A 20,095-nucleotide genomic window follows, 5' to 3' on the forward strand; every position below is an offset into this window, starting at 1 on the left:
TGTCTCAGGCCTTAAATTTTTATTACTTATCGACCATCATAGCATGATGGTCTCCAACTATGACACATATCAAGAAGGATCGGTATTTGAAGCTTCAGATTCCTTTCTGGACGCTTCCGCACGCTTTACCTGTACTGCGGCAAATTGGCCAAACTTTTGGGGGATTTACTCTTTACCTCTCCCTTGGAGGATGGCAAAATCCCGACGGTCTCCTGGTTTGGGATCTCAATTGGGTTGTGGAGGTCTACTATTAATGAACAATCTGTTTTCCTCCAATGAAGAGATTTTAGACCTGCTCTATCAACTCTTACAAGACTACGGAAATAAAGCACGGCAGGAAGCCATTTATCTAGAAGTGAATGGGGATGTTTTTATTGTCCTGATCGCTTCTAGCTAATCTAGTGCCTAATCCCTCTTCTCAAAGCCTTACCAGAAGAGGGGTTTCCCCAAGTTTTACCCTATCCATGAGCAAGGAAACAATCAATCATGTCTAATCACAATCAAGCTTGCTGCTGCCGTTGTCCCCATCAAACCCAGTGTTGTCCACAAGTTAAAAACCAACAAGCCATTTATCCCTTGTGGTTTTTCGGATTGGTAATCATGGTAACGATCATGAGCATCCGGGTTAATCCTGCTCCCCAAGTCCAAGAAACTCAACAGATGAGTCCGACTTGGATCAGCGATACCAAAGACAAAGAAGATGACGGTGGCTTAGTTCCCACGAACTACCCGCCCACCCAACGTTAGAGGAGGACTCACTTCAATACCATTGTCGGTTTTAAGAATAACGCTTATAAGGGCGATCGCGCGATCGCCCTTTCCCTTTGCCCTCTCTTTGTGGCGATCGCCTCAGATTCCCCAGCATCTAGCCTAACCTCATATTGCAGATGGTTAACTTGCTCCCGGTTCACAACAGAGCGAACCTGAAACCAAGAAACCGTTTGAACTTCAAGGGTTCCGGGAACCGGGGGATCGATATCTGCCAGTTCCCGATATACGGCTTCTGGAATAATGATGGGACTGTAGAGTTGAGGTAACAGGTGTAAATGGGCGATCGCTGCCAAATTCGTTATCACTGAAGTATCGCTAACAACAATCACAAGCGCCCCAACTCCCGCAGGTTTCTGACATCCAACTCAAAATCCTCCACATCATAGGAATAAAGCGGGATCTGGCGCTGCTCTAGAAGCTGACGGAACTGATGCAGTGACAAATTAGCCAACTGAGCTGCATAACCTACAGTTAAGCGTCCGCTTTCAAACAAATGCAACGCAATTTCCTGACGAAACTCATCAGGAGTCAGTCGAGAAGCTTGCAGGATTTCATCAGAAATAACAATACTCATAAGACAACATTTTCATCTCTTTATCTTGAGACTTGATTATCAAAAACTCAATAAAGTTATTAACTTCATGTACTAATTCTTCTGGTAGATTTTCAATATTATTAATCGCTTGCTCACGGAGGTTCATCGTTGTTTATCCCCAATTTCGACTAAACGCAATTAACTTTGTTTATATCTGTATTATACAAAATTATACAATGATAGGGTAAACTAAATTACTCGTGTGGCGATATCCGTAGAGCCATTTTCAGAGCGATCGCCCCTAACCACCCCAATCAACCCCCATTGCTTCTTGTAAATCCCCTTCAATCACAACCAACACCCCCCATTTGCCCAGATTTTGGGCGCACCTACCACTTGTTGAAGTCCCAAAAGCCCTTTGACCCCAATTACCCGATCGCCTCCCCGATCGCCTCTCCTTGACATCCCAGGCACTGTCTATGATGATCGAGAAACTACCAATAGCAATATTTCTTTAAGAAATGTGTCACAGGGGACACAAACCTGATACATTGACCGAGTATCGGTAAATGATTTTGAATCGAGTTACGTTATGAAAGTCCTGGTTATTGGTGGTGACGGCTATTGTGGGTGGGCTACCGCACTCTATCTGTCTGACCATGGTTATGAAGTAGGGATTCTGGATAATCTCGTGCGCCGTCATTGGGATCAACAACTCTGTGTTGAGACTCTGACACCGATCGCACCTATTCAGCAACGGTTACGCAAATGGCATGAATTAACTGGCAAAAAGATCGATCTGTTTATTGGCGATATCAATGATTATGACTTCTTGATTCGCTCCTTGCGTCAATTTGAACCAGAGGCGATCGTCCATTTCGGAGAACAGCGCTCTGCTCCGTTCTCCATGATCGATCGCGAACATGCGGTCATGACTCAAACCAATAATGTGGTTGGAAACCTGAATCTTTTATTTGCCATGAAAGAAGAGTTCCCAAACACCCATTTGGTGAAATTGGGAACCATGGGTGAATATGGAACCCCCAATATCGATATTGAAGAAGGATATATCGAGATTAACCACAATGGCCGTAAAGATCTACTTCCCTATCCGAAACAACCGGGAAGTTTCTATCATCTTTCTAAGGTTCATGATAGCCACAATATCCATTTTGCCTGCAAGATTTGGGGTTTGCGAGCCACGGATCTAAACCAAGGGGTAGTGTATGGCGTGCATACAGACCAAACCCGACGAGATGAAATGCTGATCAACCGCCTAGATTATGATGGGGTATTTGGAACAGCGCTCAACCGCTTCTGTATTCAAGCGGCGATCGGTCACCCCCTCACCGTTTATGGTAAAGGTGGACAAACCAGAGGATTTTTAGATATCCGCGATACGGTGCGCTGTATAGAAATTGCCGTGAATAATCCCGCCAATTCCGGTGAATTCAGAGTCTTTAACCAGTTCACTGAAATGTTTAGCATCAGTGATTTAGCGGTAATGGTAGAAAAAGCCGGTCGCCATTTGGGATTAAATGTGGAAATTAACCATTTAGATAATCCTCGTGTGGAATTGGAAGAGCATTATTTTAATGCTAAAAATACCAAACTCAAAGACCTGGGTTTAGAACCTCACAACTTGGAAGAATCCCTGCTCGATTCTTTGATTAATGTAGCCCAACAATACAAAGGGCGGGTGGACGAAAGTCAGATTCTTCCCAAAGTGTCTTGGCGGCGGAATTAGTTTTTTGACCCATTATTTCAGTCACCAGTTACCCGATTGATAGTTTTTCGATGTCCGGTTGAGATCAAATCCCTCTCCCCTGGGAGAGGGATTGAGGGAGAGGGCAAGAATTCCATGAAAATGCTATATAACGGGTGACTGTTCTTTATTTAATTACTTTAGGATTGCGCTTTTTTATGAGAATTGCTCTGTTTACAGAAACATTTCTACCCAAGATTGACGGGATTGTTACTCGTCTAACCCAGACCGTCGATCATCTGCAACGATTGGGCGATCGCGTGTTAATTGTTTGTCCGGAAGGGGGACTGACAGAATATAAGGGAGCTAAAATCTATGGGGTATCGGGAATGCCCCTACCCTGGTATCCTGAGCTAAAAATGGCGTTTCCGCGACCAGCCATTGGGGAGGCGATCGCCGATTTCGATCCCGATCTCATCCATGTGGCAAACCCTGCGATCCTGGGTTTAGCTGGACTCTATTATGGCAAGAAGTTTGATATTCCCCTAGTGGCTTCCTATCATACCCATCTGCCCCAATACCTACAACATTACGGGTTAGGGGTGTTGGAACCGGTGTTATGGGAGTTGCTTAAAGGGGCCCATAACCAAGCCGATCTCAACCTCTGTACCTCTAGTGTGATGGTACAAGAACTCATCAACCATGAGATTGAACGAGTGGATTTATGGCAGCGTGGAGTCGATACGGAATTATTCCACCCCAGTTTAGCCTCTAGAGAAATGCGCGATCGCCTCTCCCAAGGACATCCCGACAGTCCCCTGCTCCTCTACGTCGGACGCTTAGGTGCAGAAAAAGAAATCGATCGCATCAAACCCGTCCTCGAAAGCATCCCCGGTGCGAGATTGGCACTCGTGGGAGATGGCCCCAACCGCGCCGTTTTAGAAGAACATTTTGCTGGAACTCCCACCCATTTCGTCGGCTATCTGCGCGGTCAAACCCTAGCCTCCGCCTTCGCTTCCGCCGATGCCTTTGTCTTCCCCTCCAGCACCGAAACCCTAGGACTTGTTCTCCTCGAAGCCATGGCTGCGGGTTGTCCCGTCGTCGCTGCGGGAACCGGCGGCATCATCGATATTGTCACCGATGGCGTAAACGGCTACCTCTTCGATCCCAGCGATCCCCAGGGTGCAATTACCGCCACCCAAAAACTCCTCGATAACCAATCTGAGCGCGAAACCCTGCGCCAAAATGCCCGTCAAGAAGCGGAACGCTGGGGTTGGAGTGCGGCGACTCAACAACTGCGCCGCTATTATCAAGCTGTTGTCAGCACCCGACAACCCCTAGCCGCTTAGTCTGTCATATCCAGTCCGGTTTCCGCAAGCGGACATGAAAATTTGTTAAGAAACGGGCAAGATGCCCGCACTCCTCGAATTCTTTGATCTGACTGGAGTGGGAGCATCTTGCTCCCTAGGGCCGTGACTGGAATTCTTTGATCTGACTGGAGTGGGAGCATCTTGCTCCCTAGGGCCGTGACAATCCTAAAATGGTGGGTTATATCTAGTCCGGTTTCCGCAAGCGGACATGAAAATTTGTTAAGAAGCGGGCAAGATGCCCGCACTCCTCGAATTCTTTGATACAGCACTTGGCGCTCTCATGAGGTACAGTGCGATCCCCCCTGCTTAGAAAGGGGGGAACGAGGAAAGTCCCCCTTTTTAAGGGGGATTTAGGGGGATCGAGATGTATCGCATAGCAGAGGAAAATGCTGTATGACTGGAGTGGGAGCATCTTGCTCCCTGGATTTTTAATTAGGGTATTTCCGCTTCGCGGACATCAATAAGCGAACTTGATATTAAGCCTAAACTTCTGTCTTAACTTTGTCCCGGAATTGTAATATCGATCGCCGTTACCGTACCATCCTCACTTAAGGCGCTCAAAGGTGGATCGATCTGCTCTTGATTTCCCACCACCAGAGTTACCATCTGTTCCGGTTTCAGATACTCCTGAGCCACCCGTTGCACATCCTCAATGGTTGTTTCTTCCACACCCCGTTGATACTGGAAAATAAAATCTTTTGGATACCCATAATAGGTATAGCGCATCAAGCGAGAAAGGGTTTGGGAGGGCTTTTGGAAATTAAATACAAAAGAATTAAGTACCCCATCCTTAGCAGCCGTTAATTCTTGGGCCGTAATTGGGTTTTGGATGATGCGATCGAACTCTTGGCGCAGAGCGGTAATAAAGGGGACAGTCGCTTCTGAACGAGTTGAACCCCCAGCAATTAACATCCCTGGATAATCATAACGGGGACTCCAAACGCCATAAACCGAATAAGCCAATCCTTGACGCGATCGCACCTCATTAAATAAGCGCCCTCCCAACCCATTCAAAACTTCATTCATGACGGACAGGGTAAAAAAGTCAGGATTATCCAACTGTCCTCCTAAATGACCCATCAGTATATTACTCTGAGTCAGTTGGGGTTGATTAACCACAAAAATCCCCCCCGTTTGAGATTGGGAAACCTTGGGTAAAGAAGGCAACTTAAAATTAGGATCGCTTTGCCAATCTCCAAATGTGGCTTCTAGTTTTTCTCGCATCTGGGCCGGATCGAAATCTCCCACCAAACCCAACATCATATTATTGGGGACAAAATACTGTTGATAGAAGTCAATTAAATCCTGCCGTTCAATCCCGTCTAATGTCTCATATTCGACCGTCCGAGCATAGGGACTTTCTTGGCCATATATCAACTTTTGAAATTCCCGACGAGCGATCGCATCCGGGCTATCATTACGCCGGGCAATACTCCCTTGCACTTGGGTTTTGGCTAACTGTAATTGCTGCTCATCAAAAGCCGGTTGGCGCAAGACTTGGGCAAAGAGTCTTAACACTTCATCCGTATCCGGGGTGAGGGCGCTAAACTGGGCCGTAGCCGAAGCACTACCAATCGACGTTTCAATAGAAGCGGCTCGATCTTCAAGCGATCGGTTCAGTTCATCGGGGGAATAGGTTTGGGTTCCACCGCTACGCATCACTGTCCCCACCAAACCAGCCAACCCGACTTTTTCCTTGGGTTCCAGGCGATCGCCCGTGTGAAACATGGCAATTCCCGTCACTAGCGGTAAATCCCGGTCTTCCATCAAAAAGACCTCAATGCCATTGTCCATCGTAAATTGGGTATACTCTGGAACTGTCACCTCTGGAAGAGGCGGAAAGGTTAGCTGGTTATAGGGTTTAGCCTCAGCAGCAACTGCCGATTCATGCCATTGCAGGGTTAGGGCTAAACTTAGCACCATCAAAGCCAGCCACAGCCCCCGAACCATCTTTTTTGTCACTCGTCTTACTTGCATCATTGTTTTAGGTAATGGGTAATAGGTATTGCTTGCGTTCTACAGTAGATCTCGATCCCCCTAAATCCCCCTTAAAAAGGGGGACTTTCACTGCCCCCCTTTATCTAAGGGGGGTTGGGGGGATCTTTGCCTAACTGTAATTTTTGAAGAAAGTGAAGCGCTGTCAGTAATCAATGTTAATTACTCGCGGTTAATAATCGCCCAATGGTGCGATTTTCTGGGGTAAAGGTCGCCTTTGCCACCCGTTGGATATCTTGGGGAGTCACTGCTTCAATGGCTTCAATTTCTGCAAATAAATTGCGCCAAGATCCGGTTTTGGCTTCATAGTCTGCTAACAAATTGGCTAAACCCGAATTGGAGTCTAATGTACCGAGTAAACTGGCTTTGGCTTGGGTTTTCACCCGATTTAATTCGGCTTCGCTTACCGGTTCAGTTTTCATGCGTTCAATTTCCACAGCTAAAGCTTCTGCTACCCGATCGACTGTACTCCCCGGAGCAGTTAAACTGTAGAAGAGCATTAAATTGGGGTATTTATCGCCAGGAAAACCGCTAAATCCGGCCGCAGAGAGAGAGACTTGTTTCTCTTCGACTAAGGATTTATACAAGCGAGCGGTGCGTCCATCACTGAGAATAGACCCCATTAAATCATAGACAGCATGATCGGGATGATTTCCGGCTGGCCGGTGGTAGCCTTCGAGGTACATGGGTTGGGCGGGTAATTCTAGGGTGACTTCCCGCGTTTCGGTTTGTGGCGGTTCCACGGGCATATTCACCTTGGGAATGGGGCGATTGCGAAAGCGACCAAAATAGGTTTGGGCTAGTTTTTTGACTTCTGGGGTGTTGACATCCCCGACGATCGCCACAATCAGATTATGGGGGACATAATAGCTCTCGAAGAAGTCTTTGACATCTTGCCGTCTCAGGTTGCGTAAGTCTTCTTCATAGCCAATTACCGGTTGCCGATAGGGATGGACTTTGAAGGCGGCATCTTGGAAGGCTTCAATCATTTTGCCGATGGGGGAGTTATCGGTACGCATCCGTCGCTCTTCGAGGATGACTTCTTTTTCTTGGTAAAATTCCCGAAATACAGGGTTAAGGAAGCGATCGGACTCTAGGGACATCCACAACTCTAGTTTGTTGGATGGCAAGCTAAAAAAGTAACGAGTTTCATCTGTGGAAGTAGTGGCATTTAGTCCAACTCCCCCAAACTGTTCGACAATTTTGCCAAATTCATTTTGTTTGATGTATTGGGAGGCTTGTTTGTTGACTCCCTCGAATTCGGCTTGGAGTTGTTCGGCTTTTTCCTCTTCTCCATTGGCTTTAGCGGCTTGAATTTGATCGAAGAGGCGATCGAGTTGATCCATCAGGGGTTTTTCGGCAGCATAATTGGTTGTGCCAATCTGGGTTGTCCCCTTGAATGCTAAGTGTTCCAAGTAATGGGCTACACCGGTTTTGCCTACGGGTTCATTGGCTCCGCCAACATCTGCATAGAGCATAAAGGAGACTACAGGAGCTTGATGGCGTTCGAGGACAATGAATTTGATGCCATTATCAAGCGTAAAGGTTTTAACTTCTTTTTCAACTTTGTCTAAATAAGGTTGAATGGAAAACTCGCTCGAATCTTGGATTAAGGCGATCGCCGGTTGTACCCCCAAGACATAAACGCTCAGACATACACTCAGCAGGATTGCTCCTAGCATTTTGAGAGGCTCAATGGACAAGATTTTGTTCATAAGGATAGGACTAGAAATATACCCGTATTTTTCAGTATAGGAGAACAGAAAGAAGGAAATTAGGACTTAACTTTACCAAAGCGGCGATCGCGCTTTTGGAACTCCCACAGCGCTCGATGCATCTCCGCTCGGTCAAAATCTGGCCAGAGCGTATCGGTAATATAAATCTCTGAGTAAGCCAACTGCCACAACAAAAAATTACTAATTCGCATCTCTCCACTGGTGCGAATCAACAGATCTGGATCGCCAATATTCACCGTATATAGATGGCGCTCAAACAAAGCTTGATCGATATCTTCAGGGTTTAAATTTCCCTGCTGCACCTGTACGGCTAAAGCTTGACAGGCTTCTACAATTTCCTGCCGTCCCCCATAATTGGTCGCTACGGTCAACCGCATTCCTTGATTCTCAGCCGTTGCTGCTCTAGAGCGATCGATCTGTTGTTGGACGGAGGGGGGGAGATCTTGCAGTCCACCCATAAAATCTAAGCGAATTTTCCGCTCCATCAGTTCAGGTAATTCTCGTTGCAGGAGATACTCTAGTAAGGTCATAATCACCTTAACTTCTTGGGCAGGACGCTTCCAATTTTCAGTAGAAAATGAATAAAGGGTGAGGGCTTGGATACCCCAATCATCACAACAGCGCACCAACTCCCTAACTGTATCCCCTCCACGATTGTGCCCCATAATTCTAGGGAGTCCTCGCCTCTGGGCCCACCGACCATTACCATCCATAATTACTGCAACATGACGAGGAAGCTTTTGGGGATCGAGGTCACTAGGGAGAGTCTTCAAAGTATTGTCAATAATTTGCTTTGCAGTCATTTTTTCTTGTCAGAATCAGAAGAAGGTAAACGGAGTAGGCGTGCAACCATGGCTGCACCTTGAGTATTGATTTGGCGGCCCAAATTTCGCAAATCGGGGGCTACAGCCTCCCGTTCTACTGATTGAGAGAATTTGGCTTCCAGGAGTTCCTTTAGTTTACTGCTGGTTAAGGGACGATTCAGGAGACCCCGCTCGGCCAGAGAAATAGAGCCGGTTTCCTCAGAAACGACGACGCACAGACAGTTTTCTACCCGGTCAGTGATGCCCATGGCTGCTCGATGGCGAGTGCCGAGTTTACGGGAGGCGGTGCGGTCTGATAGGGGTAAAATTACTCCGGCAGCAATAATACGAGACATGCGAATCCAAACGGCTCCATCATGTAACAGGGTACTGGTTTGGAAAATAGTTTGTAATAACTCCTTCGAGACTTCTGCATTTAACCTTACACCAGGAACTGAAAAATCGCGTTCATCAATGGGCCCGGTGGTTTCTAAGATGAGTAGGGCCCCTGTCCGATTTTGAGAGAGGTCTTTAACGGCATCCACTATTTCATCAATCACGCTATCGGCTTTGGGGGGAGGTTCTGATGGGGGAAGAAATAAATCAATGATTTGTCCTTGGCCCAATTGTTCTAGAAAGCGACGGAATTCAGACTGCAAAATGACAGCCATGGCTACGGCAGAACCGATGACTAACTTGTTTAACACAAAACTCAGTAGGGTTAAGTTTATTACTGAACTAATGGCGGTGGCCAGCATGAGAATAATGAATCCTCGCACCATCCACAAGGTTCGACGTTCACCAATAATCATCAAGACCATGTAGGTCAAGATGAGAACAAAGATGAAGTCAACGGTATGCAGTAGGGTTTTTTGAGTATCAGTTAAGTTGGATAACCATTGTGTTAAAAAATCTCCCATAGCTAGGGAATAGGGAATAGGGAACAGGGAATGGGGAATAGGGAATAGGGAATAGGGAATACTGCTCTATCCTACCTTGGGCACTTGAGCCTAGGGACAGAGTGCAATCTGACCCCAGTTTCAAGTTGGGTGTCGCTGCTAAGAGGTGGTTTTGAGGCGATCGGGAAGCCGATCGCCTTTTACCAAGTCTTGATAGGTTTCCCGTTCGATAATCACTTCTCCTTGACCGTCTTTAACTAAGACGGCGGCCGGTCGGGTGATGCGGTTATAGTTGGAAGCCATACTATAGTTGTATGCTCCGGTGGCTAAAATGGCGATCGCCTCTCCGGGTTGCAAGGGGGGAAATTGGGCTTGTTGGATCAGGATATCACCGGATTCGCAATGTTTACCAGCAAGGGTTACGGTTTCCGTACAGGGTTGGGTCATACGATCGACAGCAACCGCCCGATAGAGGGCTTGATAGGTGATGGGGCGAGCATTGTCGGACATGCCCCCATCAACGGCGATATAGGTTCGCATGTCGGGAATGGCTTTACGGGAGCCGACGGTGTAAGCGGTGATACAGGATGAACCGACGAGGGAGCGTCCGGGTTCACAGATGATATGGGGGGGAGTAATTTGGGCGCGATCGCAAGCGGTTACCATGGCGCTACAGACTTGTTTTACCCAAGCTTCGATGGAGGGGGGATCGTCGCTTTCAGTATAGCGAATGCCTAAGCCACCTCCTACATTTAAGACAGAGGGAGATAAGCCCATATTCTTCGCTTTCAGGAACCATTGCACCATGACACCGGGGAGATCTTGGTGGGGTTCAAGTTCAAAGATTTGCGAGCCAATATGGGCATGGAATCCTTGGAAATTAAGACTCGGTTGTTGGGCAATCTCTGCCAGAACTGCTTCTATTTGATTGGGATCGAAGCCAAATTTACTGTCAATATGTCCGGTGCGAATATATTCATGGGTATGACATTCGATACCAGGGGTAATCCGAATCAGGATAGAGATGGTTTTGCCTCGATCTTGTGTAAGCTGGGCTAGGGTTTGCAGTTCTAGGCGGTTATCCACGACTACATTACAGCCGACTTGTAAGGCTTCTGCCAATTCGGTTGCGGATTTATTGTTGCCATGGAAGTAAATCCGATTGGCGGGAACTCCGGCTTGTAGGGCAGTGTAGAGTTCTCCACCGGAGGCGACATCAATGCCTAATCCTTCTGAAGCGGCGATCGCACAAATGGCTAAACAATTCCATGCTTTGGAGGCATACAGAACCGTAGCTTCTCCTGGATAGTAGCGCTTAAAGGCTTCTCGGTATTGGCGACAGGCAGCCCGTAAGCCCTCTTCATCGAGGATGTAGAGGGGAGATCCATAGGTTTTGACTAATTCAGAAACGGCTACACCCCCGATAGTTAATTGATCGTCGCTGTTGACTTGAGCGGTTAGGGGCAGTAAGTATTGATTGGGAGAGCGATCGCTGACTGGATCTGCTCCAGAGGAAAGATAATCTGTGCCACGGGGTGGAGTAATGCGGGAGGGTGTGGATACCATAATCTCAGGAAAGCAAGTTCGTTATTCATTATTAATGGGTTCTATACTCTATTGTCCATGGTGAACTGCAAATCACCAATAGTTATCTGTCAATCGGCTCAATACCTCCCTATGAACCTATCTGTTTCTGTACCCTTTGTTCTCCATGCGATCGCCCCTGAACACCTAAGCGCCGTTCTCACCCTCGATCGCCTCTGTTTTGGACAATTATGGAGTTTAGACGCTTATCAACGGGAACTCGATAGCCCGAATAGTGAGTTGTTGGGGATCAGTTGGAATCAGGAACTGGTGGGATTGGGCTGTTATTGGGCGATCGTTGAAGAAGCTCATCTGACTATTTTAGCGATTCATCCCCAGTATCAAAATCAAGGCTTAGGGCAATTTCTGCTCTGTGCTTTATTAGACTCTGCCCGCAAACGGGGCTTAGAACGAGCCACCCTAGAAGTGAAAGCCTCTAACCACAGTGCCCTAGGACTCTATCAAAAATTGGGTTTTCTCACGGCTGGAAGACGACGCAATTATTATCAAGAAACGGGAGAAGATGCCCTTGTTTTATGGCTCAATCATTTACAATCTCCCCAGTTTCCCGATCGGTTAATCCAGTGGCAACAGCAAGCCCAAGAAAAATGGACAGAATAGTTAAACGATCGCAAAAAGTAGGGGCGAAAAATTTTTCGCCCCTACTCTATTCTGTGCTATCAATCGGGCCAGTCGAGTGAAGGTTAGGCGATCGCCGCCATTTTCACTTCATTATTAGCTAATAACTCTTGCAGCTCCTCAGAATCCACGGTTTCCCGTTCCACCAGCATTTGAGCCAACTGGTCAAGGACAGCGCGATTATTGACTAAAACTGCCTTAGCTCGGCGATAGGCTTGGTCTACCAGATTCCGCACCTCATCATCAATTGCTGCTGCGGTTTCTTCCGAGAAATCCCGCTCGGCGGCAATATCGCGACCCAGGAACATATTCCCTTGCTGACGACCTAATGCCACAGGGCCGAGGCGATCGCTCATTCCGAAGCGAGTCACCATTTGCCGAGCCACCCGTGCCACCTGTTGCAAATCATTAGACGCACCCGTAGTCACTTCTTCCTCGCCAAAGATAATCTCCTCAGCCAAACGACCCCCCAGAGCCACCGCCATCTGATTTTGTAGATAAGAACGGCTGTATAATCCCGAATCCATGCGGTCTTCACTCGGTGTAAACCAAGTCAAACCTCCCGCACGGCCACGAGGAATAATACTGATCTTTTGCACCGGGTCATAATCCGGCATCAGAGCGCCCACCAAAGCATGGCCCGCCTCATGATAAGCCACCAACTGCTTGCGTTTTTCGCTCATCACCCGGTCTTTCTTCTCCGGCCCAGCCAGAACCCGGTCAATGGCATCATTAACTTCATCCATAGAAATCTCAGTCAGATTGCGACGAGCCGCCAGAATAGCTGCTTCATTCAACAAATTAGACAAATCTGCACCGGTAAATCCAGGAGTCCGACGAGCAATTTTTTCCAAATCCACATCCGGGGATAGGGTTTTGCCACGGGAGTGAACATTGAGAATTTCCAAGCGCCCTGCATAGTCGGGACGGTCTACCACCACTTGACGGTCAAAGCGACCGGGACGCATCAAGGCAGCATCTAGGACATCAGGACGGTTAGTCGCAGCAATAATGATAATGCCCGTATTGCCTTCAAACCCATCCATTTCGGTCAGCAATTGGTTTAGGGTTTGTTCCCGCTCATCATTGCCACCACCGAGACCTGCACCCCGTTGACGACCTACGGCATCAATTTCATCGATGAACACGATACAAGGAGCATTAGCTTTGGCTTGTTCAAACAAGTCGCGGACGCGGGAAGCACCAACCCCCACAAACATTTCTACAAACTCAGAGCCGGAGATGGAGAAAAAGGGAACACCGGCTTCACCCGCAACCGCTTTAGCCAGTAAGGTTTTACCCGTTCCAGGAGGGCCAACTAATAGCACACCTTTAGGGATTTTAGCGCCCACTGCCGTGAAGCGATCGGCATTTTTCAGGAAGTCTACTACCTCAGTTAACTCTAATTTGGCTTGTTCAATCCCAGCCACATCGCCAAAAGTCACTTGGGTTTGCGGTTCCATTTGCACTCTAGCTTTAGACTTGCCAAAGTTCATGGCCTGAGATCCAGGGCCATTTTGGGCCCGTCTCAGGAGGAAAAATACCCCAACCACCAGCAAAATGGGGATGAACAGACTACTTAAGGCCCGCACCCAAGCCCCATCATCACTGGGGGGTAAAACTGAGATATCAACATTATTTTGGGTGAGAATGTTGAGTAAGTCTGGATCGTTGGGGAGATTGACCAGAATTTTATCGCCATTTTCTGCGGTCACTAGCGCTCTGGTGCGGTCAGCACTCAGATTTACCCGCTCTACCTGTCCCGTTTCTACTTCGTCAATCAGTTGACTGTAAGGCCAGGTTTGGGTGGGTTGGGGCTGTTGGTCAAACAGCGCAGTCCCTAAAGCAATGACGACGATCGCCAGTAAAGCATACAGTCCCGCATTTCTCCATCGTTTGTTCACGCCGGTTTGATCCTCCTATGGTGTTCTAGGCTATTAGGACGGTTTTGCCTTTGATTATTAATCTTATATTAACTAATATTACGAAACTGTGAACGATCTGCACAAGAATCCAGACAGGCTATCCCTTCTAGGGAGTATAAGTGCTTCCCATCAGGGGGCGATCGGTGTGGAAAACCCTACCCCCATCCGAACGCCAAGGACTCTCCATTCCTCTTGATTAACTTTCAGAATAACAGTGATAAAATGGGCTAAAATTTCTGAGAACTCCAAACCATGCCCTCCATCTCCGGTTATCAAACTCTCCATCTCATTTATGAAAGCAGTAACTCGGAAGTTTATCGCGCTATCCGAGAAAGCGACCAACAAAGGGTAATTCTCAAACTCCTGAAAGAAGACTATCCCACCCCCTCAGAACTCAGACGCTACAAACAAGAATATAAACTCACCCACTCTAATGAATTAATCGGAGTGGTAAAAGCCTGCGACTTGCAACCCTACAAAAACACCCTAGTGATGATCCTCGAAGACTTCGGGGGAGAATCTCTTAAAACTCTTAACATTCAGCAAACCTTTAACCTCAATCAATACCTATCCCTATTCATAAAAATAGCCGACTGCCTAGGACAACTCCACTCAGCAAATATTATCCACAAAGACATTAATCCTGCCAATATTGTCTTCAACCCCCAAACCCAAGAACTGAAAATCATTGACCTCGGCATTTCTACTCAACTAAGCAAAGAAAATCCCACCCTCAAAAACCCCACCACCCTAGAAGGAACCCTTCCCTACATCTCCCCGGAACAAACCGGGAGAATGAACCGCTCCCTAGACTATCGCACTGACTTTTATTCTCTCGGTGTAACCTTTTACGAACTGCTCACCCACCAACTCCCCTTCACCACCCAAGACGAGCTAGAATTAGTCCACTGTCATATTGCCAGAGAACCGCGATCGGCCACAGAAATTAATCCCCAAATTCCCCCCATTCTCTCCGACATCATCAGCAAACTGATGGCTAAAAATGCCGAAGACCGGTATCAAAGTGCCTGGGGATTAAAAGCTGACTTAGAGACCTGTTTAGCTCAACTGGAACAAGAGGGAAAAATTGACCCATTCCCCTTAGCCAGCCAAGACCTATCCGATAAATTCCAAATTCCCCAAAAACTCTACGGCAGACAAAACGAAATCGAGCAACTGTTAAACACCTTTGAGCAAGTAGACCAGCACAGTCAAATGGTACTAGTTGCCGGTTACTCAGGCATCGGTAAATCGGCCCTAGTCCAAGAAATTTACAAACCCATCACCCAAAGAAAAGGCTACTTTATCTCTGGAAAATTCGACCAATTCCAGCGCAACGTGCCCTATTCAGCAATCGTATCAGCCTTCAAAGGATTTGTGCAACAACTGCTAACAGAAAGCCCAGAAAAATTAGAACAATGGAAAAGTAAGTTCTTAGATGCTCTGGGTGTAAATGGACAAGTAATCGTTGATGTGATCCCAGAAATGGAACTGATTATTGGCCCCCAATTGCCCGTAGGTGAACTGGAACCAATGGAATCCCAGAACCGGTTTAACTTAGTGTTTCAAAACTTTGTTCACTGCTGTTGTAGTCCGAAACATCCCCTAGCGATCTTTCTAGACGATCTCCAATGGACAGATAGAGCAACGTTAAAGTTAATCGAACTAATTGTGATGGATAAAAACCTAAAAAACTTATTGTTGATAGGAGCATATAGAGACAATGAAGTAAATGTGAACCATCCTTTTATCATGTTGGTTAATAAGCTCAAAGAAAATCAAATTGGTATTCATGAGTTGACCTTAAAAAATCTAGTTATAAATGACGTTAGACATCTAATCGAAGACACAGTGACGCAAGAGAGTGAAAACGTACAAGAACTGTCCAAGATTATCTTTAAGAAAACACAAGGGAACCCATTCTTTGTGAACCAGTTTTTAAGCAACTTATACTCTGAAAACCTGATTGAGTTTAATTATAAAAACCAAGTATGGGAATGGGATTTGTACAAAATCAAGTCTCAAAACATAACAGACAATGTGGTTGAGTTGATGATTGGTAAGTTAAGAAAACTGCCCTTGAGTACCCAGGAAGTTTTAAAGCTGGCAGCTTGTATTGGAGCAAACTTTGATTTGACCACGTTATCTATTGTATCAGAAGAGCCTGCGTCTGACCTATTCGATCACATCATTCCGGCAATTCAATCGGGGTTAGTTTTATCTTTATCAGAATTAGATCCAGAACTTTTGATTCAAGATTACAGGTTTGTACATGACCGAGTACAACAAGCTGCGTATGCTTTAATTGCTGAAGAGGATAAACCATCAATTCACCTAAAAATTGGACAACTCTTGCTCAAGAGTAGTTCTGAAGAAGAGCAATCAGAAAAATTATTTGAGATTGTCGGTCATTTGAATATTGGTTTTGATAGACTGACGAATGCTGAAGAAAAAAATAAAATTAGTCAGTTAAATCTTGAAGCAGGTAAAAAGGCGAAATCATCAGCCGCTTATATGGGTTCATTAGAATATCTGAAAGCGGGAATGGAGCAATTGAGTGATGACAGTTGGGAAAAGCATTATAAGTTAACCTTTGAATTCCATAAGGAGCGTTGTGAAGTTGAATACTTGAATTACAATTTTGATGAATCTGAAAGATGGGCTGATCTGACATTACAAAAAGCTCAATCAACGTTAGATAAATGTGAAATTCACAGGCTTCTATGCTTGCAAAATACTCTATCAAATAAGTATGAAAAAGCTTTTGCTAGTGTAATAATTGGTTTGGAATTATTGGAAATTGATTTTCCCAGTCCAACAGCAGATCAAACTGAACTACAAGCTTATCTTGAGGTTGAAGTAAAAAATCTTAAAAATGACTTAGAAGATCGCAAGTTTTCCGAGCTAGAACAGGCTGAAGAATGTACTGATCTAGAAAAACAAATGGCAATGAAATTGCTGCACTGTGGGACATCTTCGATGTTTTTGACCAACCCAACTATGTGGTGGATTGTTGTTATCAATTTGGTTCAAATGTCCTTGAAGTATGGGTTGGTCATTGACTCAATTTTTGGATTTTCTGCCTATGGCATGTTTTTGGCAAATATACAAGAAGAATATGCCCTTGCTTATGAATTTGGAACCTTAGCGATCAATCTTGCTGAACGATTTAATAATGGGGGATCAAAATGTCAAGTTCTTCATGTATTTGCCACTTATATTAATGGGTGGAATAAACACTTGAAATATGCCGATCCCATGAATAATGAAGGGTTTGCATTAGCCTTAGAGTTTGGCGATATTCACTATGCGGGATATACGATAATGGTGGGTTGCTATAACTTGTTTTATCAAGGTAAACCGCTTGAAGAGATGACAGAGCAAATCGAAAAATATCTCTTGTATACAGAGCAGAACAGTCATCAATTGGGAACTGATTTGTTATGGGCAGCTCATTTGGTCATTCTGAACTTAAGAGGTTTAACTTCAGATATTGATTCCTTTGATGATGGAGAAAAAGCCGAAGAAATTTATCTAAATAATTGGATAGAATGTCAGAATTTCATGGTGCTTTGTTATTATTACATTATCAAATCTAAAGCCTATTATCTGTATTGTAAACTGGATGAAGCCCTGGATTGTTTGTCAGAAGCGGAAAAATTACTCCCTTTTATCTCCATTAGCATTCCAGTTGCCCAACACAACTTCTATTCGTCTTTAACTCTTTTGCGTTTGTATCCTAATTCCGATCTGGAAAGTCAACAACAATCCATAGAAAAAGTCCGAAATAACCAAGTGAGAATGAAAAAGTGGGTGGATAATTGTCCCGAAAACTTTTTACATAAGTATTTATTAGTGGAAGCAGAATTGGCTCGGGTTTTAGGAAATACTTTAGAAGCCATGGATTTATATGACCGTGCGATTGAAGCGGCCCATGAAAATGATTATGTTCAGGAAGAAAGTTTAGCCAATGAACTGGCTGCTGAGTTTTATTTGAAATTCCAAAAGCCGAAGTTTGCTAAAATTTATATACAACAGGCTTATTATGGATATAGAGTTTGGGGAGCAATGGCTAAAACAGAGCAGTTGGAAAAACTCTATCCACAGTTATTAGGTCGATCGGCTAATCCGAAGCAAAGGAATATTTCTATTACTAAAATCTCGACGAGCAAAAACTCTACCGTGGCTTTAGATCTATCAACGGCGATTAAAGCAAACCAAGCGATTTCTGGTGAAATTGTATTGGAGAAGCTGTTGATTTCATTGATGAATATCATTATGCAAAATGCGGGAGCGCAGAGTGGCTATTTGCTGATGGCTTATCAAGATAAATTAATGATTGAAGCGTGCCAAACTTTAGATTCTGAAGAAATTGAAGTCTTACAATCTGTTCCTGTGGAAGACAATAGTTGTATTGCCCAGAGTCTAATTAATTATGTGCGTCGCACTCAAGAGAGTGTGGTGCTGAATGATGCGACAAATAGTGGCAATTTTGTTAATGATCCTTATATTAAACAATGTCAACCCAAATCTATTCTTTGTGTTCCTCTGATTAATCAAGGAAAGTTGGTGAGTATTGTTTATCTGGAAAATAATCTGACAACAGGTGCGTTTACAGAGGATCGAGTGGAGATGATTAAGCTATTGTCGGGACAAGCGGCGATCGCCCTAGAAAATGCGTATCTCTACCAAAACTTGGAACAAAAAGTACAACAGCGCACCGCAGAACTCGCATTAGCGAATCAGGAAATTGGCATCTTAAACGAGAAACTACAAGCAGAAAACCTACGGTTAAGCTCAGAATTAGATGTAGCCAAAAAGCTCCAGCAGATGGTGCTTCCCAAAGCGGAGGAGTTAGAAGATATCATCGGTTTGGACATTGCTGGATATATGGAACCGGCCGATGAAGTAGGGGGAGATTACTATGACGTTCTCAAGCAAGGAGAACGGCTGAAGATTGGGATTGGGGATGTGACGGGCCATGGCTTAGAAAGTGGGGTGCTGATGCTGATGGCTCAAACGGCAATTCGCACCCTGCAAAAAGTAGACGAAACCGATCCGGTTCGGTTTTTAGATATCCTCAATCAGACCCTCTATGATAATTTGCAACGGATGAATAGTGATAAAAATATGACATTGGCAATTTTGGATTATCACCAGGGAAGGGTGCAACTGAGCGGTCAACATGAGGAGGCGATTGTGGTGCGTTCTCATGGGGAAATCGAGTTAATTGATACTATGGATTTGGGTTTTCCGATTGGGTTAGATGACCCAATTACTGATTTTATTGGCCAACAGGATATACATTTAAATCCTGGAGATGTGATGATACTGTATACGGATGGGATTACGGAAGCGGAAAATCGGGAGAATTGTCAATATGGGTTAGAGCGTTTGTGTACGGTGGTGCAGGAATACCGGGAAAAGTCAGCCGATGAGATTCGGGAGAGGGCGATCGCGGATGTGCAAGAGTTTATTGGGGAGCAAAAAGTGTTTGATGATATTACTTTGGTGGTTTTGAAGCAACGATGAAGAAGTCTGAACATCCGATCGCCCTGGAAAGCTTTGCCCTGATCGATCGCGAAATTGGCTCCCATAATTTAAACACCGAAGAATATGCGATCGCCCGTCGCATTATCCATAGCACCGCCGACTTTGACTTCAAAGACTTACTCTCCTTTAGTTCCACAGCTATTCAATCCGGTATCGATGCCCTGCGCCAACAATATCCCATTATTACCGATGTCTCCATGGTCAATATGGGAATTCGCAATTTAGTCGCTCAAACCTTTAATAATCCTCTGTTTGTAGCCGTAGAAGCAGCCCCCCAAGCAGAACCGGGAAAAACCCGCACAGAGACCGGAATGATCCAGTTAGCGCATCAGTTGCCAAATGGCATTTTTGCGATCGGAAACGCCCCCACGGCTCTTTTAGCCCTGTGTGAGGAGATCGAACAGGGGAGGGTGCAGCCTAGCCTAGTCATTGGCGCTCCTGTGGGCTTTGTGTCGGTGGTGGAATCTAAATCCCGATTAGCTCAATTGGCGGTTCCCCAAATTATCGTCAAGGGGCGCAAGGGCGGATCGCCCGTTGCGGCAGCGATTGTCAATGCTTTGATCCATCTGGCTTAGGAGCA

General features: G+C 45.6%; 17 protein-coding genes. 8 read left to right on the forward strand and 9 right to left on the reverse strand.

Features of this window, described 5'->3' with window-relative positions:
- Positions 1-59: 59 nt before the first annotated feature.
- The 3 genes from PMG71_RS05285 to PMG71_RS05295 all read left to right on the forward strand — a co-directional run bounded on the left by PMG71_RS05285 (position 60) and on the right by PMG71_RS05295 (position 747).
- Positions 60-254 (forward strand): hypothetical protein, encoded by a 195-nt coding sequence (locus PMG71_RS05285; RefSeq protein WP_283752603.1) that lies wholly within the window; start codon positions 60-62, stop codon positions 252-254.
- Positions 254-397 (forward strand): hypothetical protein, encoded by a 144-nt coding sequence (locus tag PMG71_RS05290; protein ID WP_283752604.1) that lies wholly within the window; start codon positions 254-256, stop codon positions 395-397. The genes PMG71_RS05285 and PMG71_RS05290 overlap by 1 nt, the downstream gene beginning before the upstream one ends.
- 89 nt (positions 398-486) lie before the next feature.
- The gene (locus tag PMG71_RS05295; protein WP_283752605.1) at positions 487-747 is read left to right on the forward strand and encodes a hypothetical protein; all 261 of its coding nucleotides are present in this window, start codon (positions 487-489) and stop codon (positions 745-747) included.
- Between the two features lie 44 nt (positions 748-791).
- On the opposite strand, the gene PMG71_RS05300 is transcribed toward PMG71_RS05295, so the two are convergent.
- The 3 genes from PMG71_RS05300 to PMG71_RS24080 are packed head-to-tail and all read right to left on the reverse strand — an operon-like array spanning position 792 to position 1,472.
- Positions 792-1,100, reverse strand: coding sequence for a PIN domain-containing protein (locus PMG71_RS05300; protein WP_283752606.1), 309 nt, complete (start codon positions 1,098-1,100; stop codon positions 792-794).
- Positions 1,097-1,345, reverse strand: a complete 249-nt coding sequence (locus tag PMG71_RS05305) for a UPF0175 family protein (RefSeq protein WP_283752607.1) — start codon at positions 1,343-1,345, stop codon at positions 1,097-1,099. The genes PMG71_RS05300 and PMG71_RS05305 overlap by 4 nt, the downstream gene beginning before the upstream one ends.
- The gene (locus tag PMG71_RS24080) at positions 1,326-1,472 is read right to left on the reverse strand and encodes a DUF2281 domain-containing protein (protein WP_430540995.1); all 147 of its coding nucleotides are present in this window, start codon (positions 1,470-1,472) and stop codon (positions 1,326-1,328) included. Before PMG71_RS24080 ends, PMG71_RS05305 begins: the two co-directional genes overlap by 20 nt.
- Before the next feature lie 426 nt (positions 1,473-1,898).
- On the opposite strand from PMG71_RS24080, the gene PMG71_RS05310 reads away from it, so the two are divergent.
- Positions 1,899-3,053 carry a UDP-sulfoquinovose synthase gene (locus PMG71_RS05310; RefSeq protein WP_283752608.1) on the forward strand — a complete coding sequence of 385 codons (1,155 nt, stop codon included), beginning with the start codon at positions 1,899-1,901 and terminating at the stop codon, positions 3,051-3,053.
- A gap of 176 nt (positions 3,054-3,229) precedes the next feature.
- On the forward strand, positions 3,230-4,360 hold the full coding sequence (locus PMG71_RS05315; protein ID WP_347179207.1) for a glycosyltransferase: 1,131 nt from the start codon (positions 3,230-3,232) through the stop codon (positions 4,358-4,360).
- 516 nt (positions 4,361-4,876) lie between these two features.
- Here the strand turns inward: PMG71_RS05315 and PMG71_RS05320 are convergent.
- The 5 genes from PMG71_RS05320 to lysA form a co-directional block, all read right to left on the reverse strand.
- The gene (locus PMG71_RS05320; protein ID WP_283752610.1) at positions 4,877-6,331 is read right to left on the reverse strand and encodes a M16 family metallopeptidase; all 1,455 of its coding nucleotides are present in this window, start codon (positions 6,329-6,331) and stop codon (positions 4,877-4,879) included.
- 203 nt (positions 6,332-6,534) lie between these two features.
- On the reverse strand, positions 6,535-8,091 hold the full coding sequence (locus tag PMG71_RS05325; protein WP_283752611.1) for a M16 family metallopeptidase: 1,557 nt from the start codon (positions 8,089-8,091) through the stop codon (positions 6,535-6,537).
- 59 nt (positions 8,092-8,150) lie between these two features.
- Positions 8,151-8,915 (reverse strand): undecaprenyl pyrophosphate synthase, encoded by a 765-nt coding sequence (gene uppS / locus PMG71_RS05330; protein WP_283752612.1) that lies wholly within the window; start codon positions 8,913-8,915, stop codon positions 8,151-8,153.
- Positions 8,912-9,835 (reverse strand): diadenylate cyclase CdaA, encoded by a 924-nt coding sequence (gene cdaA, locus PMG71_RS05335; RefSeq protein WP_283752613.1) that lies wholly within the window; start codon positions 9,833-9,835, stop codon positions 8,912-8,914. The genes uppS and cdaA overlap by 4 nt, the downstream gene beginning before the upstream one ends.
- A gap of 138 nt (positions 9,836-9,973) precedes the next feature.
- Complete coding sequence (gene lysA, locus PMG71_RS05340; protein WP_283752614.1) at positions 9,974-11,380, reverse strand: diaminopimelate decarboxylase; 1,407 nt, start codon at positions 11,378-11,380, stop codon at positions 9,974-9,976.
- A 111-nt stretch (positions 11,381-11,491) separates the two neighbouring features.
- On the opposite strand from lysA, the gene rimI reads away from it, so the two are divergent.
- Positions 11,492-12,019, forward strand: a complete 528-nt coding sequence (gene rimI, locus PMG71_RS05345) for a ribosomal protein S18-alanine N-acetyltransferase (RefSeq protein WP_283752615.1) — start codon at positions 11,492-11,494, stop codon at positions 12,017-12,019.
- Between the two features lie 83 nt (positions 12,020-12,102).
- On the opposite strand, the gene ftsH3 is transcribed toward rimI, so the two are convergent.
- Positions 12,103-13,941: an ATP-dependent zinc metalloprotease FtsH3 gene (gene ftsH3, locus PMG71_RS05350; protein ID WP_283752616.1), complete on the reverse strand. Its 1,839-nt coding sequence runs from the start codon at positions 13,939-13,941 to the stop codon at positions 12,103-12,105.
- A 273-nt stretch (positions 13,942-14,214) separates the two neighbouring features.
- Here ftsH3 and PMG71_RS05355 point away from each other — a divergent pair, with 273 nt between their 5' ends.
- A complete protein-coding gene (locus tag PMG71_RS05355) occupies positions 14,215-19,494 on the forward strand; it encodes an AAA family ATPase (protein ID WP_283752617.1) in 5,280 nt (1,759 codons plus the stop codon).
- The gene (locus PMG71_RS05360) at positions 19,491-20,090 is read left to right on the forward strand and encodes a precorrin-8X methylmutase (protein WP_283752618.1); all 600 of its coding nucleotides are present in this window, start codon (positions 19,491-19,493) and stop codon (positions 20,088-20,090) included. The genes PMG71_RS05355 and PMG71_RS05360 overlap by 4 nt, the downstream gene beginning before the upstream one ends.
- The last annotated feature ends 5 nt before the right edge of the window (positions 20,091-20,095 follow it).

This window comes from Roseofilum acuticapitatum BLCC-M154, from assembly GCF_030068475.1.
GTDB classification, from domain to species: Bacteria; Cyanobacteriota; Cyanobacteriia; order Cyanobacteriales; family Desertifilaceae; genus Roseofilum; species Roseofilum acuticapitatum.

Coding starts and splice junctions, on each gene's coding strand:
- PMG71_RS05325 (WP_283752611.1), bottom strand. CDS start 8,091: ATGAACAAAATCTTGTCCATTGAGCCTCTCAAAATGCTAGGAGCAATC.
- PMG71_RS05290 (WP_283752604.1), top strand. CDS start 254: ATGAACAATCTGTTTTCCTCCAATGAAGAGATTTTAGACCTGCTCTAT.
- PMG71_RS05360 (WP_283752618.1), top strand. CDS start 19,491: ATGAAGAAGTCTGAACATCCGATCGCCCTGGAAAGCTTTGCCCTGATC.
- uppS (WP_283752612.1), bottom strand. CDS start 8,915: ATGACTGCAAAGCAAATTATTGACAATACTTTGAAGACTCTCCCTAGT.
- PMG71_RS05295 (WP_283752605.1), top strand. CDS start 487: ATGTCTAATCACAATCAAGCTTGCTGCTGCCGTTGTCCCCATCAAACC.
- PMG71_RS24080 (WP_430540995.1), bottom strand. CDS start 1,472: ATGAACCTCCGTGAGCAAGCGATTAATAATATTGAAAATCTACCAGAA.
- PMG71_RS05355 (WP_283752617.1), top strand. CDS start 14,215: ATGCCCTCCATCTCCGGTTATCAAACTCTCCATCTCATTTATGAAAGC.
- PMG71_RS05285 (WP_283752603.1), top strand. CDS start 60: ATGACACATATCAAGAAGGATCGGTATTTGAAGCTTCAGATTCCTTTC.
- PMG71_RS05315 (WP_347179207.1), top strand. CDS start 3,230: ATGAGAATTGCTCTGTTTACAGAAACATTTCTACCCAAGATTGACGGG.
- PMG71_RS05320 (WP_283752610.1), bottom strand. CDS start 6,331: ATGGTTCGGGGGCTGTGGCTGGCTTTGATGGTGCTAAGTTTAGCCCTA.
- PMG71_RS05305 (WP_283752607.1), bottom strand. CDS start 1,345: ATGAGTATTGTTATTTCTGATGAAATCCTGCAAGCTTCTCGACTGACT.
- lysA (WP_283752614.1), bottom strand. CDS start 11,380: ATGGTATCCACACCCTCCCGCATTACTCCACCCCGTGGCACAGATTAT.
- cdaA (WP_283752613.1), bottom strand. CDS start 9,835: ATGGGAGATTTTTTAACACAATGGTTATCCAACTTAACTGATACTCAA.
- rimI (WP_283752615.1), top strand. CDS start 11,492: ATGAACCTATCTGTTTCTGTACCCTTTGTTCTCCATGCGATCGCCCCT.
- PMG71_RS05310 (WP_283752608.1), top strand. CDS start 1,899: ATGAAAGTCCTGGTTATTGGTGGTGACGGCTATTGTGGGTGGGCTACC.